Raw genomic sequence first — 16651 nt, 5'->3', positions numbered from 1 at the left:
CGCCTTCTCGATATAAGGGATGGCCTCGCGCCGGTCTCCATTGGCGAACAGGGTGAAGCCGAGCTCGTCGCTGGCGCGCGCATGGCCCTTCGCGGCGGCGCGGCGATACCACAGGATCGCCATGTCGGGATCGGCCGGAACGCCGCGCCCGGTGCGATAGGCCTCCGCCAGCTCATATTGCGCCTGTGCATCGCCGGCCTGCGCGGCGGTGCGAAGCGATGCGGGCGGGCGCGGCGTCTGGGCTGCCGCAGCGACGGAAATCGCCAGCATCAGCATGCCCGTCAGCCGCGTCAGCATAAGCGTGCGCCGCCCTTGATCGTGTGCACGATCCGCCCCTGCACCGGCAGGCCGTCGAACGGGGTGTTACCCGCCTTGGCCGCAAGCCGTTCGCTTTCGATCCGCCACGGCGTATCGGGGTCGACGACCACCAGATCGGCTTCGGCATCCTCAACGATCCGCCCGCCCGGCAGGCCGAACAGCCGCGCCGGCGCGCCGGAAAGCAGATCGAACAGCCGATCCCACCCGACCAGGCCGTCGCGGACCAGCATCAGCGCCAGCGTGAGCAACGTCTCCGCCCCCGCCATGCCGGGCTCGGCATCGGCGAAGGGCAGGCGCTTCGCCTCCGGCCCGCGCGGATCGTGGCCCGACGCGATCACGTCGATCGTCCCATCCGCGACCGCCGCCAGACAGGCCTGCCGGTCGGCCTCGCTCCGCAGCGGCGGCGACAGGCGGGCGAAGGTGCGGAAGCCGGTTACCGCGATGTCGGCGAGGAAGAGGTGCGCGGGCGTGATGCCGCAGCTCACCGGCAGGCCGCGCGCCTTGGCCGCGCGCACCAGCGCCAGCCCGCGCGCGGTGGTGACCTGGCGGAAATGAAGCGGCGCGCCGGTCGCCTCGACCAGCATCAGATCGCGCGCGACCGCCAGCGCCTCCGCCTCGGCCGGCGCGGAGGATAGGCCCAGGCGGGTCGCCGTCTCGCCATCGGTCATGACCGCATGGCCCGCCAGCGCCGCATCCTCGGCATGGGCGACGGTGCGCAGGCCAAGTGCACCGGCATAGCTGAGCAGGCGATGCATCACGCCCGAATCGGCGATCCAGCCGCGCCCCGTCGCGACGCCGCACGCACCGCCCGCGCGCATCAGGCCGATCTCCGCCAGTTCGCGCCCCTCCAGCGCGCGCGTCGCGGCGGCGAGCGGATGGACCCACACACCCGGCTTGCCCGATGCGGTCGCGCGCTGGACCAGCGCGACATTGTCGAGCGGCTGGTCCTGGTCGGGCATCAGCACCGCGCGCGTGATCCCGCCCGCCGCGAAGGCCGGGAGGTCGGCCGCGAACACCCCGACATCGATCAGCCCGGGCGCCACGATCGCGCCGCGCGCGTCGATCCGCTCGGCATCCTCGGGCAGGTCGAACGTCCCGATCGCGGCGATGCGGCCATCGCGCACCAGCACGCCGCCATTGACGAGGCCTTGGGCGGTGAGGACGCGCCCGCCGGTGATCGCTAGCGGGCTCACCACCCCCCCACTCCCCGGCGCGCGCGCGTCAGCACGTCGAGGCAGGCCATGCGCACCGCTACCCCCATCTCCACCTGTTCGGTCACTGCCGAACGGTCGAGGTCGTCGGCCACGCTCGATGCGATTTCGACCCCCCGGGTCATCGGGCCGGGATGCATCACCAGCGCGTCGGGCGCGGCGCGTTTCAGCCGCTCGGGCGTGAGGCCGTAGAGCGTATGATATTCACGCGAGGACGGCACGAATCCGCCCTCCATCCGCTCGCGCTGGAGGCGCAGCATCATCACCACGTCCGCCCCGTCGAGCCCCGCATCGAAATCGGTGAAGCGCGCGACGCCCATCTGTTCGATCGCGGCGGGCAGCAAAGTCGGCGGGCCGACGACGCGCACTTCGGCGCCCAGCGCGGTGAGCGCGAGGATGTTGGAGCGCGCGACGCGGCTGTGCAGCACGTCGCCGCAAATCGCGACCGTTAGCCCCGCGATCCTCCCCTTGCGGCGCCGGATGGTGAGCGCGTCGAGCAGCGCCTGCGTCGGATGTTCATGCCGCCCATCGCCGGCATTCAAGACAGGGCAGTCGACCTTGTCGGCGATCAGCTGCACCGCGCCCGACGCATCGTGGCGGATCACGATCATGTCGGCGCGCATTGCGTTCAGCGTCATCGCCGTGTCGATCAGCGTCTCGCCCTTCTTCACGCTCGACGCGGCCACCATCATGTTGACCACGTCCGCGCCGAGCCGCTTGCCGGCAATTTCGAACGACAGCAGCGTGCGCGTCGAATTTTCGAAGAAGGCGTTGATCAGCGTCAGCCCCGCGAGCCGGTCGTCATGCTTCTTGGCGGCGCCGCGATTGAGCGCCACCCATTGCTCCGCCTCGTCGAGCAGAAATGCGATTTCGTGCGGATGCAGCCCGTAAATGCCGGTCAGGTGGCGATGCGGAAAGGGATGCACGCCGTCGGGGCGGACGCGGGCGGGGGCAGCAGCGTCGGACATTAAAGCCGCGCCTTAAGCCCGCCCGCGAACCGTGTCGAGCCGCCTCGTCAGGTCGGGCCCGGGAAGCGATACGCGCCGGCCAGCGCGTCGATCGCTCCTTGCAGGATGTAGGCCGCCGCCATCTTGTCGACCAGTTCCGCGCGGCGCGCGCGACTGGCGTCGGCCGCCAGCAAGGTGCGCGTCACCGCCTGCGTCGACCAGAGTTCGTCCCACAGGAGAATCGGCAGAGCCAGATCGGCCAGATTGCGCGCGAAGGCCCGGACCGACTGGGTGCGCGGCGAATCGCTGCCGTCGAGGTTGAGGGGCAGGCCGATCACCAGCCCCTTCACCTGTTGCTTCACGATGATGTCGCATAGCAGCGCGCGATCCACGCTGAACTTCGTGCGCCGGATCGTCTCCGCCGGGCTGGCGATGGTCCACATCGCATCGCACAGCGCCACCCCGATCGTCTTCGTGCCCACATCCAGCCCGGCCAGCCGCCCGCCCTCAGGCAGGAGTTCGGTGAACGTCGCGAGGTCCGTGCCGATCGTCACGGGCGGAACGCCTGCAGCCGGCGCGCCGCGTCGGCGCGCAGGTCCGACCAGAACAGGGCGTAATCGAACACGTGGTAATTGTTGCCGGGCAAAACATAGGCGGTGATGTCGCGCGGGGGCGGGCCGATCAGCAGCAATCCTTCGGCCGAGCAGCGGGCGGGGATGACCCCCTTCTCCAGAACGGCACTGACGAGCCCGGCGTCCGGCACGAGCGTGCCGTGATTGGCCGATGCGGGGGCAGCGCCCCCTTGCGTACCGGTGATCGGATTGACGCACAGCATCGCCGTTCGCCCGCGCGGAGCGCCGGTTGGGCCGACGGTGGCATCGAAATAGGTATGCAACAACTTCGGCTCGGCCGGCTCCGCGAAGGTCTGCCAACTTGCGATGCAGCCCGTTTGAGTCGGCGTCGCGCAGGCCGGGAAACCGAGCGCGGGCAGGTCCGCCGTCAGCGAGATCGGCCAGCCGATCGGATAGATTGCCGCGATCCGCCGCGCCACCGGCCGCCCTCTCACCCGCTCGCGCAGCAGCCGCAGAAGGTGGAGCGAACCCTGGCTGTGCCCGGCAAGAATGATCGCACGATCGGCCGGCTGCGCGGCCAGAAACGTTTCGAACGCGCGGACGACATCGCCATAAGCGAAATCCAGCGCCGCCTGCGCGCGCGGATCGGCGCCCGTCAGGAATGCGCCGATCGTCGCCTGGCGATAAAGCGGCGCCCAGACATCGCCCGCATCATCGAACGCGCTCGCCTGGCTCTGCGCGAACAGCCGCAGGCGACAATTGCTCGCGGCGTCGTCCAGCGGCCCGTTCCACCGATCGCGCCCGAGATAGCTGGTCGGGTGGAGGTAGAAGATCGCGGCCGCGCCCTGCCTGTCCCGCGCGACGCCCGTCGGCCGCCAATGGGCGGGATTGTCGGCAAGGTCCGGGCGCGCCAGCCACGCCTGGGGCCTACGATAATCGGGCCGGGTCGAGTCGGGCATCGGCGAGAACGCCACGCTCGGCACGAACGCCATTCGCACCAGCCGGTCCTGCATCAGGTTCCAGGCAATCGCCGCCGCCAGCACCAGCGCGACCAGAAATGCGATCAGATACAGGAAACGGCGGGCGAGCATGCCCCGCGTTACGGCGCGCGGACGCTCCCGCCAAGCACGGCGATGCTGCGCGGTTGCGGCGGCGCGGTCGGGCCGATAGCAGCGGTCGGATGACCGATCGCATCGCCGCCCGCCCCGCCCCCACACCCATGGTGCGCGTGGTCGGCAGGAACGACGTGCGCGCCTGGGGCCTGACCGCGGCCGAGCGGACACGCCGCATCGCCGACAAGGCCGGCCTCACCATGATGACAGACGGCACGGGGCCTGCTTTGTTGGTCAGCGCCGCATTTGCCTTCGATCCCCAATGGATCGGCTTCATGCGGGCACGGCCGGGTGAGGTCCTCACCTTTGGCGGACAGCCGGTGATCGCGCATGTCGGCGACGATGGCGGCGCCGCATCCGCCGCAATGGAACAGGGGCTGCTTCCCCCCGGCCTCGTGCCCGTCGCGGCCGAGGATCATCGCGACTTCTACAACCTTCAGCTGCGCAAGCGCGAATGGCCCTTCCTGCTTCCGCTCACGCGCGAAATGGTGCCGGAGATCGAACGGCGCAGCTATTACGGAGCCTATAAGGGCGTCACCGATGTCCTCACGAAATATCTCTGGCCCGAACTGGCGCTGGTCCTGACGCGATTGGCGGCGCGTGCCGGCGTTACCCCGAACATGGTGACGGCGGTCGGCGCGCTCGGCTGCCTGCTCGCCACGATCGCCTTCTGGCACGGTTATTACTGGACCGGGATGGCGGTCGGCTTCGTGTTCATGGTGCTGGACACGGTCGATGGAAAGCTCGCGCGCTGCACCATCACCTCAAGCCATTGGGGGAATATTTTCGATCACGGGATCGACCTCGTCCACCCACTCTTCTGGTGGTGGGCATGGGCGGAAGGGCTGCCAAGCTGGGGGCTCGGCTTTTCCGATCGAACCTTCGCGCTGGTGATGGGGGCAATGGTCGGCGGCTACGTCGTCCAGCGGTTGATCGAGGGATATTTCATCCGCCGTTTCGGCATGCACATTCACGTTTGGGAGCGGTTCGATTCGCGCTTCCGGCTGGTCACGGCGCGGCGCAATCCGAACATGATCCTGCTGTTCTTCGCCACCCTGTTCGGCCGGCCCGACATCGGGCTGATCGCGGTCGCATGGTGGACGGTGCTGAGCTGCGCGATCCATGGCATCCGGCTGGTCCAGGCCGAAGGTGCTCGGCGGCGCGGCCCCCTCTCAAGCTGGCTGGACGAGGCACCATGAACCAGACGATCACAAAGTTCGGTCATCCCGCAACGTTGGTGGCGGACTATGTTCATTGGGTTGTGCTGTTGCGGCCGGCGCAGCCGACGCTCGGATCGCTGGTCCTCGCCGCGAAGAGCGACGCCACGGCCTTCTCCAGTCTTGCGCCGGTCGCCTTTGCGGAGCTCGCGCGCGTCACCGCCGATATCGAGAGCGCGCTCGGCGCGGCGATCTCGTTTGATCGGATCAACTATCTCATGCTTATGATGGTGGACCCCAACGTCCACTTTCACGTCATCCCGCGCTACGCCGGCATGCGCGCCGCCTGTGGGATCGAGATCGCCGATGCGGGCTGGCCCAAGGTGCCTGCGCTGGGCGAGGCACGCGACCTCGATCCGGACGAGACGGCCCGTCTCGTCGACTGGCTGCGTGGATCCTGGCCGTCAGCGGCCGGCTGACCGCCAGCGCTCGGTTAACTCGCTCGCGGCGGCGAGGTCGGCGGGGAAGTCGACCTCCTGCCATTCCAGTCCTTTGATCGAGACCGTGCCGACCTTGCCGGTCGGCGCGAGCGCGTCGATCGCCTTCAGATACCAGTTCTTCGTCCCCGCCTCGGTCCGCATCATGCGGTCGATCTGCGCGCTGAACAGCCCCGGCCCCTCGCCCCGGAAGGCGAGCATCCCGATCGATTCCGCGTCGGTTTCGTCCGGCGTCAGCGTCTTGCCGATCGCCGCCAGCCGGTCGCCTTCGCGTCGGACCTTCATGTCGTCCGAATCATAAGCGTCCTTCTCGTCGATCGTGACGGTGATCGGCGCGCTCGCCCCGTCCAGCAGCCGCCCGACGATCTCGGCCGAGATGATCGTGTCGCCATTGAGGATGATGAAGTCCTCGGTCATCTCGCCCCGCGCCATCCAGCACGTGCCGAGATTGTCGGCGACATGGTAGAAGGGGTTGAACAGCGTCCGGACGCGCACGTCGCGGCGCTGGGCCGCCTGCGCCTCGACTTTCTCCGTGCGAAATCCGGTGACGACCACCACCTCGCCCACCCCGCTCGCGGCCAGCGCGTCGATCTGCCAGTCGAGCAGGGTCTTGCCGGCGAAGGGGATCAGGCATTTCGGCTGGTCGGCGGTGATCGGGCCCAGCCGCGAGCCCTGGCCGGCCGAAAGGATGATGGCACGTTTGATGATCATGACGGCGCCTTTAACCCGCCCCTTGGCCCCACGCCATCCCGCGCGGTGGACGCTGCCGCCGCCTCCGCCTAGGGCGCGCGCAGCAAGGTGAGGACGAACGTGGCGCTCAACGCCTATCGCAACTGGCTCGAACGGCAGCGCGCGCGGGGCGCCGCGCGCAGCGGCACACTCTCGCGTGTCCTCGAAAACACCGTCTGGCTGCTTGGCGGCAAAGCGGTCGGCGCGATCCTCAGCCTCGTCTATCTCGGCCTCGCTACGCGGACGCTCGGACCGGACTTGTTCGGCCAGTTCGTGCTGATCCTCGGCACGGGTCAGGCCGTCGGCGCCGTCGTCACCTTCTCGACGTGGCAGGTGGTGGTCAATTATGGCATGCCCCACCTCCATTCCGGGGACCGTGATGCGCTGGGTCGGGTGCTCGCCTTCTGCATCGCGCTCGATTTCGGCGCGGCCCTGCTCGGCTGCCTGATCGCGACGATCGGGGTCGTGCTTCTGGGGCCCGCTTTGGGGTGGGACGCGACGCTGTCGCGCGACGCTTTGTTGTTCTGCTTCGTGATGCTGCTGTCCTTCCGGTCGACCGCGATCGGCATCCTGAGGCTGCATGACCGCTTCGGCATGGCCGCCACCGCCGATTCGGTGACGCCGATCGCGCGCCTGATCGGGGCGCTGGTGGTCGTGCTCCTGTTCCGGCCGAGCGTAACCGGCTTTCTCATCGCCTGGGCGGTGGCCGAACTGCTCACCGCCGCCGCGCACTGGGTGCTGGCGCTGCGCGAGGCGCGCGGCGCGCTCGTGCCGGCCCATTGGCGCGGCATCGTCACCGCCGGGCGCGACAATCCCGGCCTGTGGCGCTTCGCCGCGATCACCAACATGGGCACGACGCTCAACGCGTTGGGCAAACAGTTCTCCGTGCTGCTGGTCGGGCTCGTCGCCGGCCCGGCGGCGGCGGGCGGCTATCGCCTCGCCTTCCAGCTCGGTCGCGCGCTCGCCAAGCTGTCGGACCTGATGTCGCGGTCGGCCTTTGCCGAGCTGGCGCGCGTCCACGTCGCACATACCGCCGCGCAACTGCGGAAGCTGTTCCGCCATGCCACCCGTTTTTCGGTCGTCGCGGCGGTGGTCATCGTCGCGCTGCTGCTGCTGATCGGCAAACCGGCGCTCGGCCTCGTCGCCGGCCGGGATTACCTCTCCGCCTACCCGCTGCTCCTCATGCTCGGCACGGCGGCGGCGCTCGACATCGGCGGATCGAGCTTCGAACCCGCGCTGATGGCGACGGGACGCGCGGCCACCGCCTTCCGCCTCCGCCTCTGGTCGACAATCATCCAGGCGGCCCTGCTCGCCGCGCTGCTGCCGACGTGGGGCGTAACCGGGGCCGCGGTTGCGACGCTCGCCGCCTCCGCACTCAGCCTGCTGCTGTTCGGGATCGCGACCTGGCGCCTGATCTATCGGACGCCGGCGGCAGAGATCGGCGTGCCGGACGGTGCGTAGGGCAGGAGCCGTGGCCCCCGCCGTCGTCCCTCAGCCGGCGACCGCATCCCTGGCTAGGATCGCCTCGATCGCCTGCGAGACGGCGGCGATTTCGGCCATGCCGTCCACCCGCGCGACCAGTCCCTTCGCCTCGTAATAAGGCAGGATCGGCGCGGTCTTGGCGCGATATTCGGCAAGGCGCGCGCGCACCGTCTCCGCATTGTCGTCGGGACGGCGCTTGAACTCGGTCGATCCGCAAATATCGCATACGCCCGCCGCCTTCGGCAGCTTGAAGCGGTCGTGATAGCCTTCGTTGCAGCGCGCGCAGGTGAAGCGGCCCGAGATCCGCTCGACCAGTGCCTGCTCGTCGACCGTCAGCTCGATCACCTGATCGAGCGCGAGCCCGCGCTCGGCCAGCAGCTCGTCGAGCGACTCCGCCTGCGCCTGCGTGCGCGGATAGCCGTCGAAGATGAAGCCCGGCGCATGCGCTTCCTTGTCGAGCCGATCGGCGATCAGCGACGTGACGATCTCGTCGGGAACGAGCTGTCCCGCCTCCATGATCGCCTTGGCGCGGCGTCCGACGTCGGAGCCGTCCTTCACGGCCGCGCGCAGCATGTCGCCGGTCGACAGCTGGATCAGCCCATGCTGCGCCATCAACCGCTGGGCCTGCGTCCCCTTCCCCGCCCCCGGGGGTCCAAGCAGGATGAGCAGTTTCACCGGCGCATGCCTCCCTTCAGCTTCGCCTTCTTGATCAGGTCGCCATACTGATGCGCGAGCAGATGGCTTTGAATCTGCGTCACCGTGTCGATCGTCACGTTGACCACGATCAGCAGACTGGTGCCGCCGAAGCCGATCAGGTGGCGCGGAATGAACATCTCGGGAATCACGCAGATCGCGGTTAGATAGGCCGCACCGATCACGGTGATGCGCGTCAGCACATAATCGAGATAGCTCTCGGTCGCCTTGCCCGGCCGGATGCCGGGGATGAACCCGCCATAGCGCTTGAGATTGTCGGCGGTCTCCTCCGGATTGAACACCACGGCGGTGTAGAAGAAGGAGAAGAAGATAATACCAGCCGCATAGAGCGCGAAATAGGCCGGCGTGTCCTGTCCGATGAACTGGTTAAGCGAGATGATGAAATCGCCCCAGCGGCTCTCACCCGACAGGTGGCTGCCCGCGAATTGCGTGATCGTCAGCGGCAGCGCCAGCAGCGACGACGCGAAGATTGGCGGAATCACGTTGGCCGTGTTGATCTTCAGCGGCAGGTGGCTCTTGTCCGACTGCATGCCGCGCGCGGTCTGGCGCTTCGGATACTGGATCAGCACCCGGCGCTGCGCGCGCTCCATGAAGCAGATCAGCAGGATCAGCCCGAGGAAGAAGGCGAAGCCGGCGAACACCCACAAAGGCGAGGTCGCGCCCGTCCGCGCCTGCTCCAGGCTGCCGGCGATCGTGGTCGGCAGGCTGGCGACGATGCCGGCCATGATGATCAGGCTGACGCCGTTGCCGATGCCCCGGCTGGTGATCTGCTCGCCCAGCCACATCAGGAACATCGTGCCGCCAACCAGCGTGATGACGGTGGTCGTGCGGAACAGCAGCGGATCGACGATCACGGCGTTGTAGCCGGCCGACTGGCCCCACGCCTCGAGCCCGACCGCGATGAAATAGGCCTGGATCGCGGTCAGCAGCACCGTGCCGTAGCGCGTATATTGGTTGAGCTTCTTGCGTCCGCTCTCGCCCTCTTTCTTGATCGCCGCCAGCGTGGGCGAAAGCGAGGTCGCGAGCTGTATTACGATCGACGCGGTGATGTACGGCATCACGCCCAGCGCCACGACCGACATGCGCGTCAGCGCGCCGCCGGTGAAGGTGTTGAAGAAGTCCATGACGCCGCCCTGCGTCTGCTCGAACAGCGAGGCGAGCGCGCGCGGATCGATCCCCGGCAGCGGTACGTAGGACAGCAGGCGGAACACGACCAGCGCGCCGATGGTGAACCAGAGACGCTTCTTGAGGTCGGTCGCCTTGGCGAACTGTGAGAAGCTCGCGTTGGCGGCCAGTTGCTCGGCTGCGGATGCCATCGGACTTTATCGAACCCCGGATAAGAAAAGAGCGGCGGGGCAGTGTCCCCGCCTCCGCCGCTCCATATAGAGACTTAAGTCTGCTTGTCTAAGCCGTCGGCTCAGCCGCGCGCCGCCTTCTTGGCGGCAAGCGTCTTGCCTTTCTTGGCGGCGGCCTTTTCGGCGGCCGGAACGACCTCGATCACCGACACCGAACCGCCGGCCTTCTCGATCGCCTCGCGGGCCCCCTTCGAAACGCCCGCGACATTGAACGAGAGCTTCGACGAGAAATCGCCCTTGCCGAGCACGCGCACGCCGTCCTTGCCGCCGCGCGCCACGCCGGCCGCCTTCAGCGCCGCGTGATCGATCGTCGCGCCCGCATCCAGCGTACCGGCCTCGACCAGCTTCTGAATCGTGCCCAAGTTCACCTCGGCATAATCCTTGGCGACGATGTTGTTGAAGCCGCGCTTCGGGATGCGCATGTGGAGCGGCATCTGGCCGCCCTCGAAGCCGTTGATGGACACGCCTTCGCGGCTCTTCTGGCCCTTCTGGCCGCGCCCGGCGGTCTTGCCGAGCCCCGAGCCGATGCCGCGGCCCACGCGGACGCGGCCCTGGCGCGCGCCCTTATTGTCGGTGATCTGGTTGAGCTTCATTTCCTGCACTCGCTTTCGCTTTTGTCGCGCAGTGAAGGGTCGAGGGGGTTCAGCCCTCGACCTTCACCATATGCTGCACCTTGCGGATCATGCCGCGGACCTCGGGCGTGTCTTCCAACTCGCGGGTCTTGTGCATCTTGTTGAGCCCGAGACCGACCAGCGTCGCACGCTGGCTGGCCTCGCGGCGGATCGGCGAACCGACCTGCGTTACCTTGATCTTCGCCATGTCGCTCACTCCACCACGGCGGCCGCGTCGGCCTCGGCCACTTCGGCCGTGGCGCCCCCGCGACGCAGCAGGTCCGCAATCTTCTTACCGCGACGCTGGGCCACCGAGCGCGGGCTCGTCTGGTCCTTGAGCGCCTCGAAGGTCGCGCGGATCATGTTGTAGGGATTGCTCGTGCCGACCGACTTGGTCACCACGTCGTGCACGCCCAGGCTTTCGAACACGGCGCGCATCGGACCGCCGGCGATGATGCCGGTGCCCGGGGGCGCCGAGCGGACGGTGACGCGGCCCGCACCGAAATGGCCGAGGCCATCATGGTGAAGCGTGCGGCCGTCCTTGAGCGCGACGCGGATCATCGCCTTCTTGGCCGACGCGGTCGCCTTGGAGATCGCCTCCGGCACTTCGCGCGCCTTGCCATGGCCGAAGCCGACCCGGCCCGAACCATCGCCGACCACGACGAGCGCGGCGAAACCGAAGCGCTTGCCGCCCTTCACCGTCTTCGACACGCGGTTGATGTGAACCAGCTTCTCGACCAGTTCCTCGCCGCCATCGTCGCTCCCGCCGCGATTGTCGCGCCGGTTACGATCGTTGCGACCACGGTTGTTGCCGCCACGATTGTCGTTGCCGCCACGGCCACGGCCGCCACGCGGACCACGGCCCTCGCGGGGGGCGGGGGCGCCTTCCGGCGCGGCCCCGGCCTGCTCGGCGACGGGCGCCTCGTTCTGCACTTCGTCAGCCATTTAGAACTCCAATCCGCCTTCGCGGGCGGCATCGGCGAGCGCCTTGACGCGCCCATGGAACAGGAAGCCGCCACGATCGAACACGACCGTGTTGACGCCGGCCGCCTTGGCGCGCTCGGCGACGCGCTGGCCGACGGCGGTCGCCGCATCGATGTTCGCGCCGGTCACCGAACGCGCATCCTTCTCGAGAGAGGAGGCGGACGCGACGGTCTTGCCCGCCGCATCGTCGATCACCTGCGCATAGATGTGCCGGCCCGAGCGGTGGATCGAAAGGCGGGGACGCAGGCCGCCGCGCGCCTTCAGCGCGGTGCGGACGCGCCGGCGGCGCTTCTCGAACTGGGAGAGACCCTTGCTCATTACTTCTTCTTCCCTTCCTTGCGGAAGATGAACTCGCCGGCATACTTGATGCCCTTGCCCTTATAGGGCTCCGGCTTGCGCCAGCGGCGGATCTCCGCGGCCACCTGGCCGACCTTCTGCTTGTCGATGCCCGAAATGTTGACCGTGGTCTGATCGGGCGTCGCGATCGTGATCCCTTCCGGGATCGCGAAGTCGACGTCGTGGCTGTAGCCGAGTTGCAGCTTCAGGTTCTTGCCCTGCACGTTGGCGCGATAGCCGACGCCGGTGATCAGGAGCTGCTTGGTATAGCCCTCCGTTACGCCGGTGATCAGGTTCGCCACCAGGGTGCGCTGCATGCCCCAGAAAGACCGGGCGCGCTTCGTGTCATTGGCCGGCTGCACCGAAATGCCGCCATCCTCGACCGTATAGCTGACCTCGTCGGCGAGCGGCATCGAGAGGGTGCCCTTGGCCCCCTTCACCGACAGCGTCCGGCCTTCGATGTTCGCGGTCACGCCCGCGGGGACGGGAACCGGCTTCTTACCGATGCGGCTCATCAGAACACCTCCGCGAGCACTTCGCCGCCGACATTCTGGTCGCGCGCTTCCGCATCGGACAGAACGCCACGCGGCGTCGAAACGATGGTCATGCCGAGGCCATTGCGGACGCGCGGCAGTTCCTTGGAGCCCGAATAGACCCGGCGGCCCGGCTTCGAGACGCGCGCCACGTGCTGAATCGCGGGCTGGCCCTCGAAATATTTCAGCTCGATGCGCAGGCCCGGATGGCCCGCGACCTGCTCCTCGCTGTAGCCACGGATGTAGCCTTCGCGCTGGAGCACGTCGAGGACGCGGGCACGCAGCTTGGACGCGGGCGAAACCACGCTGTCCTTGCGGGCGCGCTGGCCGTTGCGGATGCGGGTGAGCAGGTCACCCAGGGGATCGTTGATCGCCATACCTAAACCCTTACCAGCTCGACTTGACGACGCCGGGGATCATGCCCCGGGTGGCCAGGTGGCGCAGCATCACGCGGCCGAGCCCGAACTTGCGATAGACGCCGCGCGGACGGCCGGTCAGCTCGCAGCGGTTGCGAATGCGGGTCGGGTTGCCGTTGCGCGGCACCTCCGCCAGCTTCAGCCGCGCGATCAGGCGCTCGGTCTCGTCGGCCGACTCGTCGTCCGCGATCGCCTTCAGACGGGCATATTTGCCCGCATACTTCTTCACGAGCTTCTTGCGCCGCTCGTTCTTGTTGATCGAACTCAGTTTCGCCATGGACTTAAGCTCTCTTTCCTCCAGCCTTGATCGGTTCGCCGGGCGGACCGTGAATCAAGGCGTGATCAAATCCGCGCTCAGGCGGCCTGCTTCTGGTCAGCCTGCGGCTGCGGGAACGGGAAACCGAACAGACGGAGCAGCTCGCGCGCCTCGTCGTCGGTGTTGGCGGTGGTCGTGACGATCACGTCCATGCCACGGATCTTGTCGACCTGGTCGTAGCTGATCTCCGGGAAGATCAGCTGCTCCTTCAGGCCGGTGGCGTAGTTGCCACGGCCGTCGAACGACTTGTCGCTCAGCCCGCGAAAGTCGCGGACGCGCGGCAGCGCGATCGTCACGAAGCGGTCGAGAAACTCGTACATCCGCTCGCGGCGCAGCGTCACCTTGCAGCCGAGCGGCAGGCCCGCGCGCAGCTTGAACTGCGCGATCGACTTCTTGGCCTTCGTCACGACGGCCTTCTGGCCGGCGATCGCGGTCATTTCGGTCGCGGCCTGCTCGACCTTCTTCTTGTCTTGCGTGGCCTCGCCGACGCCCATGTTCAGCACGATCTTCTCGAGCCGGGGCACCTGCATCGGGTTCTTGTACCCGAACTTCTCGGTCATCGCCTTGACGATCTCGTCGTCATACTTCTTGCGCAGCCGGGGCGTGTAGCCATCAGCCATCGATCTTCTCCCCGGTCTTGACGGCGACGCGAACCTTCTTGCCGTCCTGGGTCTCGAACCGCACGCGGGTCGCCTTGCCGTCAGCGGTCGCGATCGCGACCTTGCTGATGTGCATCGGCGCCTCGCGGCGCTCCAGGCCACCCAGCGGCTCGGCCTGGCTCGGCTTGCGGTGGCGGGTCGCGACGTTCACGCCCGACACGATCACCTTGCCCTCCTTGGGCAGGGCCTTGGTGACGTCACCGGTCTTGCCCTTGTCCTTGCCGGACAGGACGACGACCTTGTCACCCTTCTTGATCTTGGCAGCGGCCATCTCAAAGCACCTCGGGCGCGAGCGAAATGATCTTCATGTGACCGGCCGCGCGCAGCTCGCGCACCACCGGGCCGAAGATACGGGTGCCGATCGGCTCCCCGTTATTCTTGTTGATCAGCACGGCGGCATTGCCGTCGAAGCGGATCGTCGAGCCGTCGGGACGGTTGATGTCCTTGGCCGTGCGGACGATCACCGCGCGGTGAACGTCGCCCTTCTTGACCTTGGCGCGCGGGGCCGCTTCCTTGATGGACACGACGATCACGTCACCGACGGAGGCGAAGCGGCGCTTCGATCCGCCCAGCACCTTGATGCACTGGACGCGCTTGGCGCCGGAATTGTCGGCCACGTCCAGGTTGGACTGCATCTGAATCATTGAACCAGTCCTTCCTTATGCGGCCGCGGGGGTGGGCGCGCGATGGGTGTCCACCGCCTCGATCACCTTCCACGTCTTCAGCTTGGAGATCGGCGCGCATTCCTCGATGCGGACGGTCTGCCCTTCCTTGAACGTGTTGCCCTCGTCATGGGCATGATACTTCTTCGACCGCTTGATGATCTTGCCGTAGAGCGCGTGCTTCACGCGACGCTCCACCAGCACCACCACCGTCTTGTCGGTCTTGTCGGACACCACAGTGCCCGTCAGCACGCGCTTCGGCATCGTGTGGCTCCGTACTTCGCATCCGAGCGCGAACGCTCGGTCTGCAGGGTCTTGATCTGCGCGATGGTCCGGCGGACCTCCTTCACCCGGCTCGGCTTTTCGAGCTGGTTGGTGGCTGCCTGGAAGCGCAGGTTAAACTGCTCGCGCTTCAGCTCCGAAAGCTGAGTCGAAAGCTGGTCGTCGGTCGCGACCTTGAGATCCGCAATCTTCGCCATCGTCTTACTCGGCCTCGTAGATGGACTCGCCCAGGCGGGCGACGACCTTGGTCTTGATCGGCAGCTTCTCCATCGCGCGCTCGAAGGCGACGCGGGCGAGCGGGCCGGGAACGCCGTCCAGCTCGAACAGGATACGGCCGGGCTTCACGCGCGCCGCCCAATATTCGGGCGCGCCCTTACCGGAGCCCATGCGGACTTCGGCCGGCTTCGACGAAACCGGAACGTCCGGGAAGATGCGGATCCAGAGACGGCCCTGGCGCTTGATGTGGCGCGTGATCGCGCGGCGGGCCGCCTCGATCTGGCGGGCGGTGATCCGCTCGGGCTCGAGGGCCTTGAGGCCGAACGCGCCGAAGTTGAGCGCGGTCCCGCCCTTGGCGTCGCCATGGATACGGCCCTTATGGGCCTTGCGGAACTTGGTGCGCTTCGGTTGCAGCATGTCTTTTCTAACCTTCTGACACCGTGACGACGGCCGATCAGGCTAGCTGATGAGGGAAAACCCTATCAGCGCGCCGGACGGACCCCCGAGGTCTGAGCTTCCATCATGAGGCGGTCCTGCGCGAGCGGGTCGTGGCCGAGGATCTCACCCTTGAAGATCCACACCTTGACGCCGCACACGCCATAGGCGGTGTGCGCCTCGGCCTCGGCATAGTCGACGTTCGCGCGCAGCGTGTGCAGCGGCACCCGACCCTCGCGATACCATTCGGTCCGCGCGATCTCCGCGCCGCCCAGACGGCCGGCGCAGGTGATGCGGATGCCTTCCGCGCCGAGACGCAGCGCCGACTGAACGGCGCGCTTCATGGCACGGCGGAACGCAATACGACGCTCGAGCTGATCGGCGACGCCCTGCGCGACGAGCTTGCTGTCGATCTCCGGCTTGCGGATCTCGACGATGTTCAGGCTCACCTCGGACGAGGTCATCGCGTTCAGCTTCTTGCGAAGCTTCTCGATGTCCGCGCCCTTCTTGCCGATGATCACGCCCGGACGCGCGGCATAAACCGAGATGCGGGCCAGCTTCGCCGGACGCTCGATCACGACCTTGGAGATCGCGGCCTGCGGGTGCGTCTTGAAGATGTACTGGCGGATCTTCAGATCCTCCAGCAGCAGGCGCGCATAATCGGCGCCGTCGGCGTACCAGCGGCTGTCCCAGGTGCGGTTGATCTGCAGCCGCATGCCGATGGGGTTGGATTTCTGACCCATTATGCTTCTTCCTGCTCGCGAACGACCACGCGGAGGCGGCTGAACGGCTTGACGATCCGCGTGCTGCGGCCGCGGGCGCGGGTGGCGAAGCGCTTCATCACGAGGCCCTTGCCGACCGACGCTTCCTTCACGACCAGCGCGTCGACGTCGAGATTGTGATTGTTCTCGGCGTTCGCAATGGCGGAAGCGAGGCACTTGCGCACATCGACCGCCATCGCCTTCTTGGAGAAAGCGAGGATGTTGAGCGCGTCGCCGGCCTTCTTGCCGCGGATCAGGCCCGCGACCAGATTGAGCTTGTACGGGCTGCCGCGCACGGAGGTGGCGAGGGCCAGCGCCTCTTTCTCGCCGACCTTGCGGGGGGACT

25 protein-coding genes and 1 pseudogene are annotated in these 16651 nt (G+C 67.5%); 3 read left to right on the top strand and 23 right to left on the bottom strand.

Features of this window, described 5'->3' with window-relative positions; all coding sequences use genetic code 11:
- The 5 genes and pseudogenes from ACOJSF_RS00940 to ACOJSF_RS00920 form a co-directional block, all read right to left on the bottom strand.
- Positions 1-297 (bottom strand): annotated as a pseudogene (locus tag ACOJSF_RS00940) (hypothetical protein); the annotation flags it as partial.
- Positions 291-1511 (bottom strand): dihydroorotase, encoded by a 1221-nt coding sequence (locus ACOJSF_RS00935; protein ID WP_420140367.1) that lies wholly within the window; start codon positions 1509-1511, stop codon positions 291-293. The pseudogene ACOJSF_RS00940 and the gene ACOJSF_RS00935, both read right to left, overlap by 7 nt.
- Positions 1508-2497, bottom strand: a complete 990-nt coding sequence (locus ACOJSF_RS00930; protein WP_420140366.1) for an aspartate carbamoyltransferase catalytic subunit — start codon at positions 2495-2497, stop codon at positions 1508-1510. The genes ACOJSF_RS00935 and ACOJSF_RS00930 overlap by 4 nt, the downstream gene beginning before the upstream one ends.
- A 47-nt stretch (positions 2498-2544) precedes the next feature.
- Complete coding sequence (ruvX, locus tag ACOJSF_RS00925; RefSeq protein ID WP_420140369.1) at positions 2545-3024, bottom strand: Holliday junction resolvase RuvX; 480 nt, start codon at positions 3022-3024, stop codon at positions 2545-2547.
- A 2-nt stretch (positions 3025-3026) separates the two neighbouring features.
- Positions 3027-4139 (bottom strand): DUF3089 domain-containing protein, encoded by a 1113-nt coding sequence (locus ACOJSF_RS00920; RefSeq protein ID WP_420140365.1) that lies wholly within the window; start codon positions 4137-4139, stop codon positions 3027-3029.
- Between the two features lie 89 nt (positions 4140-4228).
- Between ACOJSF_RS00920 and ACOJSF_RS00915 the strand changes: the two genes are divergently transcribed.
- Both ACOJSF_RS00915 and ACOJSF_RS00910 read left to right on the top strand, forming a co-directional pair.
- The gene (locus tag ACOJSF_RS00915; protein WP_420140364.1) at positions 4229-5359 is read left to right on the top strand and encodes a CDP-alcohol phosphatidyltransferase family protein; all 1131 of its coding nucleotides are present in this window, start codon (positions 4229-4231) and stop codon (positions 5357-5359) included.
- Positions 5356-5796 carry an HIT family protein gene (locus tag ACOJSF_RS00910; protein WP_420140363.1) on the top strand — a complete coding sequence of 147 codons (441 nt, stop codon included), beginning with the start codon at positions 5356-5358 and terminating at the stop codon, positions 5794-5796. The genes ACOJSF_RS00915 and ACOJSF_RS00910 overlap by 4 nt, the downstream gene beginning before the upstream one ends.
- Here the strand turns inward: ACOJSF_RS00910 and ACOJSF_RS00905 are convergent.
- Positions 5782-6525: an NTP transferase domain-containing protein gene (locus ACOJSF_RS00905; protein ID WP_420140362.1), complete on the bottom strand. Its 744-nt coding sequence runs from the start codon at positions 6523-6525 to the stop codon at positions 5782-5784. The two genes, ACOJSF_RS00910 and ACOJSF_RS00905, sit on opposite strands and share 15 nt — an antisense overlap.
- An 87-nt stretch (positions 6526-6612) precedes the next feature.
- Between ACOJSF_RS00905 and ACOJSF_RS00900 the strand changes: the two genes are divergently transcribed.
- Complete coding sequence (locus ACOJSF_RS00900) at positions 6613-8004, top strand: lipopolysaccharide biosynthesis protein (RefSeq protein ID WP_420140361.1); 1392 nt, start codon at positions 6613-6615, stop codon at positions 8002-8004.
- Positions 8005-8034: 30 nt separating this feature from the next.
- Here the strand turns inward: ACOJSF_RS00900 and ACOJSF_RS00895 are convergent, their stop codons facing one another.
- The 17 genes from ACOJSF_RS00895 to rplV all read right to left on the bottom strand — a co-directional run.
- On the bottom strand, positions 8035-8694 hold the full coding sequence (locus ACOJSF_RS00895) for an adenylate kinase (protein ID WP_420140368.1): 660 nt from the start codon (positions 8692-8694) through the stop codon (positions 8035-8037).
- Between the two features lie 2 nt (positions 8695-8696).
- The gene (gene secY, locus ACOJSF_RS00890) at positions 8697-10055 is read right to left on the bottom strand and encodes a preprotein translocase subunit SecY (protein WP_420140360.1); all 1359 of its coding nucleotides are present in this window, start codon (positions 10053-10055) and stop codon (positions 8697-8699) included.
- 101 nt (positions 10056-10156) lie between these two features.
- Positions 10157-10687, bottom strand: coding sequence for a 50S ribosomal protein L15 (gene rplO, locus ACOJSF_RS00885; protein ID WP_420140359.1), 531 nt, complete (start codon positions 10685-10687; stop codon positions 10157-10159).
- Positions 10688-10736: 49 nt separating this feature from the next.
- Positions 10737-10913 (bottom strand): 50S ribosomal protein L30, encoded by a 177-nt coding sequence (gene rpmD, locus ACOJSF_RS00880; protein ID WP_420140358.1) that lies wholly within the window; start codon positions 10911-10913, stop codon positions 10737-10739.
- A 5-nt stretch (positions 10914-10918) separates the two neighbouring features.
- The gene (gene rpsE / locus ACOJSF_RS00875) at positions 10919-11650 is read right to left on the bottom strand and encodes a 30S ribosomal protein S5 (RefSeq protein WP_420140357.1); all 732 of its coding nucleotides are present in this window, start codon (positions 11648-11650) and stop codon (positions 10919-10921) included.
- Positions 11651-12007: a 50S ribosomal protein L18 gene (gene rplR, locus ACOJSF_RS00870; protein ID WP_420140356.1), complete on the bottom strand. Its 357-nt coding sequence runs from the start codon at positions 12005-12007 to the stop codon at positions 11651-11653.
- Entirely contained in the window at positions 12007-12540 is a 534-nt protein-coding gene (gene rplF, locus ACOJSF_RS00865) for a 50S ribosomal protein L6 (protein WP_420140355.1), read from the bottom strand. The genes rplR and rplF overlap by 1 nt, the downstream gene beginning before the upstream one ends.
- A complete protein-coding gene (gene rpsH, locus ACOJSF_RS00860; RefSeq protein ID WP_420140354.1) occupies positions 12540-12935 on the bottom strand; it encodes a 30S ribosomal protein S8 in 396 nt (131 codons plus the stop codon). Before rpsH ends, rplF begins: the two co-directional genes overlap by 1 nt.
- Positions 12936-12945: 10 nt before the next feature.
- Positions 12946-13251, bottom strand: coding sequence for a 30S ribosomal protein S14 (rpsN, locus tag ACOJSF_RS00855; protein WP_420140353.1), 306 nt, complete (start codon positions 13249-13251; stop codon positions 12946-12948).
- Positions 13252-13328: 77 nt separating this feature from the next.
- Positions 13329-13910, bottom strand: coding sequence for a 50S ribosomal protein L5 (rplE, locus tag ACOJSF_RS00850; protein ID WP_420140352.1), 582 nt, complete (start codon positions 13908-13910; stop codon positions 13329-13331).
- Complete coding sequence (gene rplX / locus ACOJSF_RS00845; protein ID WP_420140351.1) at positions 13903-14220, bottom strand: 50S ribosomal protein L24; 318 nt, start codon at positions 14218-14220, stop codon at positions 13903-13905. The genes rplE and rplX overlap by 8 nt, the downstream gene beginning before the upstream one ends.
- 1 nt (position 14221) lies before the next feature.
- The gene (rplN, locus tag ACOJSF_RS00840; protein WP_420140350.1) at positions 14222-14593 is read right to left on the bottom strand and encodes a 50S ribosomal protein L14; all 372 of its coding nucleotides are present in this window, start codon (positions 14591-14593) and stop codon (positions 14222-14224) included.
- A 15-nt stretch (positions 14594-14608) separates the two neighbouring features.
- Complete coding sequence (gene rpsQ, locus ACOJSF_RS00835) at positions 14609-14875, bottom strand: 30S ribosomal protein S17 (RefSeq protein WP_420140349.1); 267 nt, start codon at positions 14873-14875, stop codon at positions 14609-14611.
- The gene (rpmC, locus tag ACOJSF_RS00830) at positions 14857-15090 is read right to left on the bottom strand and encodes a 50S ribosomal protein L29 (RefSeq protein WP_420140348.1); all 234 of its coding nucleotides are present in this window, start codon (positions 15088-15090) and stop codon (positions 14857-14859) included. The genes rpsQ and rpmC overlap by 19 nt, the downstream gene beginning before the upstream one ends.
- Before the next feature lie 4 nt (positions 15091-15094).
- Positions 15095-15526 carry a 50S ribosomal protein L16 gene (rplP, locus tag ACOJSF_RS00825; protein WP_420140347.1) on the bottom strand — a complete coding sequence of 144 codons (432 nt, stop codon included), beginning with the start codon at positions 15524-15526 and terminating at the stop codon, positions 15095-15097.
- 65 nt (positions 15527-15591) lie between these two features.
- A complete protein-coding gene (gene rpsC, locus ACOJSF_RS00820; RefSeq protein ID WP_420140346.1) occupies positions 15592-16287 on the bottom strand; it encodes a 30S ribosomal protein S3 in 696 nt (231 codons plus the stop codon).
- On the bottom strand, positions 16287-16651 hold a 365-nt coding region (rplV, locus tag ACOJSF_RS00815), incomplete at its 5' end, for a 50S ribosomal protein L22 (protein WP_420140345.1). The genes rpsC and rplV, both read right to left, overlap by 1 nt.

It is taken from the genome of Sphingomonas sp., assembly GCF_048594985.1.
Classification (GTDB): domain Bacteria; phylum Pseudomonadota; class Alphaproteobacteria; order Sphingomonadales; family Sphingomonadaceae; genus Sphingomonas_I.
This window is presented reverse-complemented; position numbering and strand designations above follow the sequence as displayed.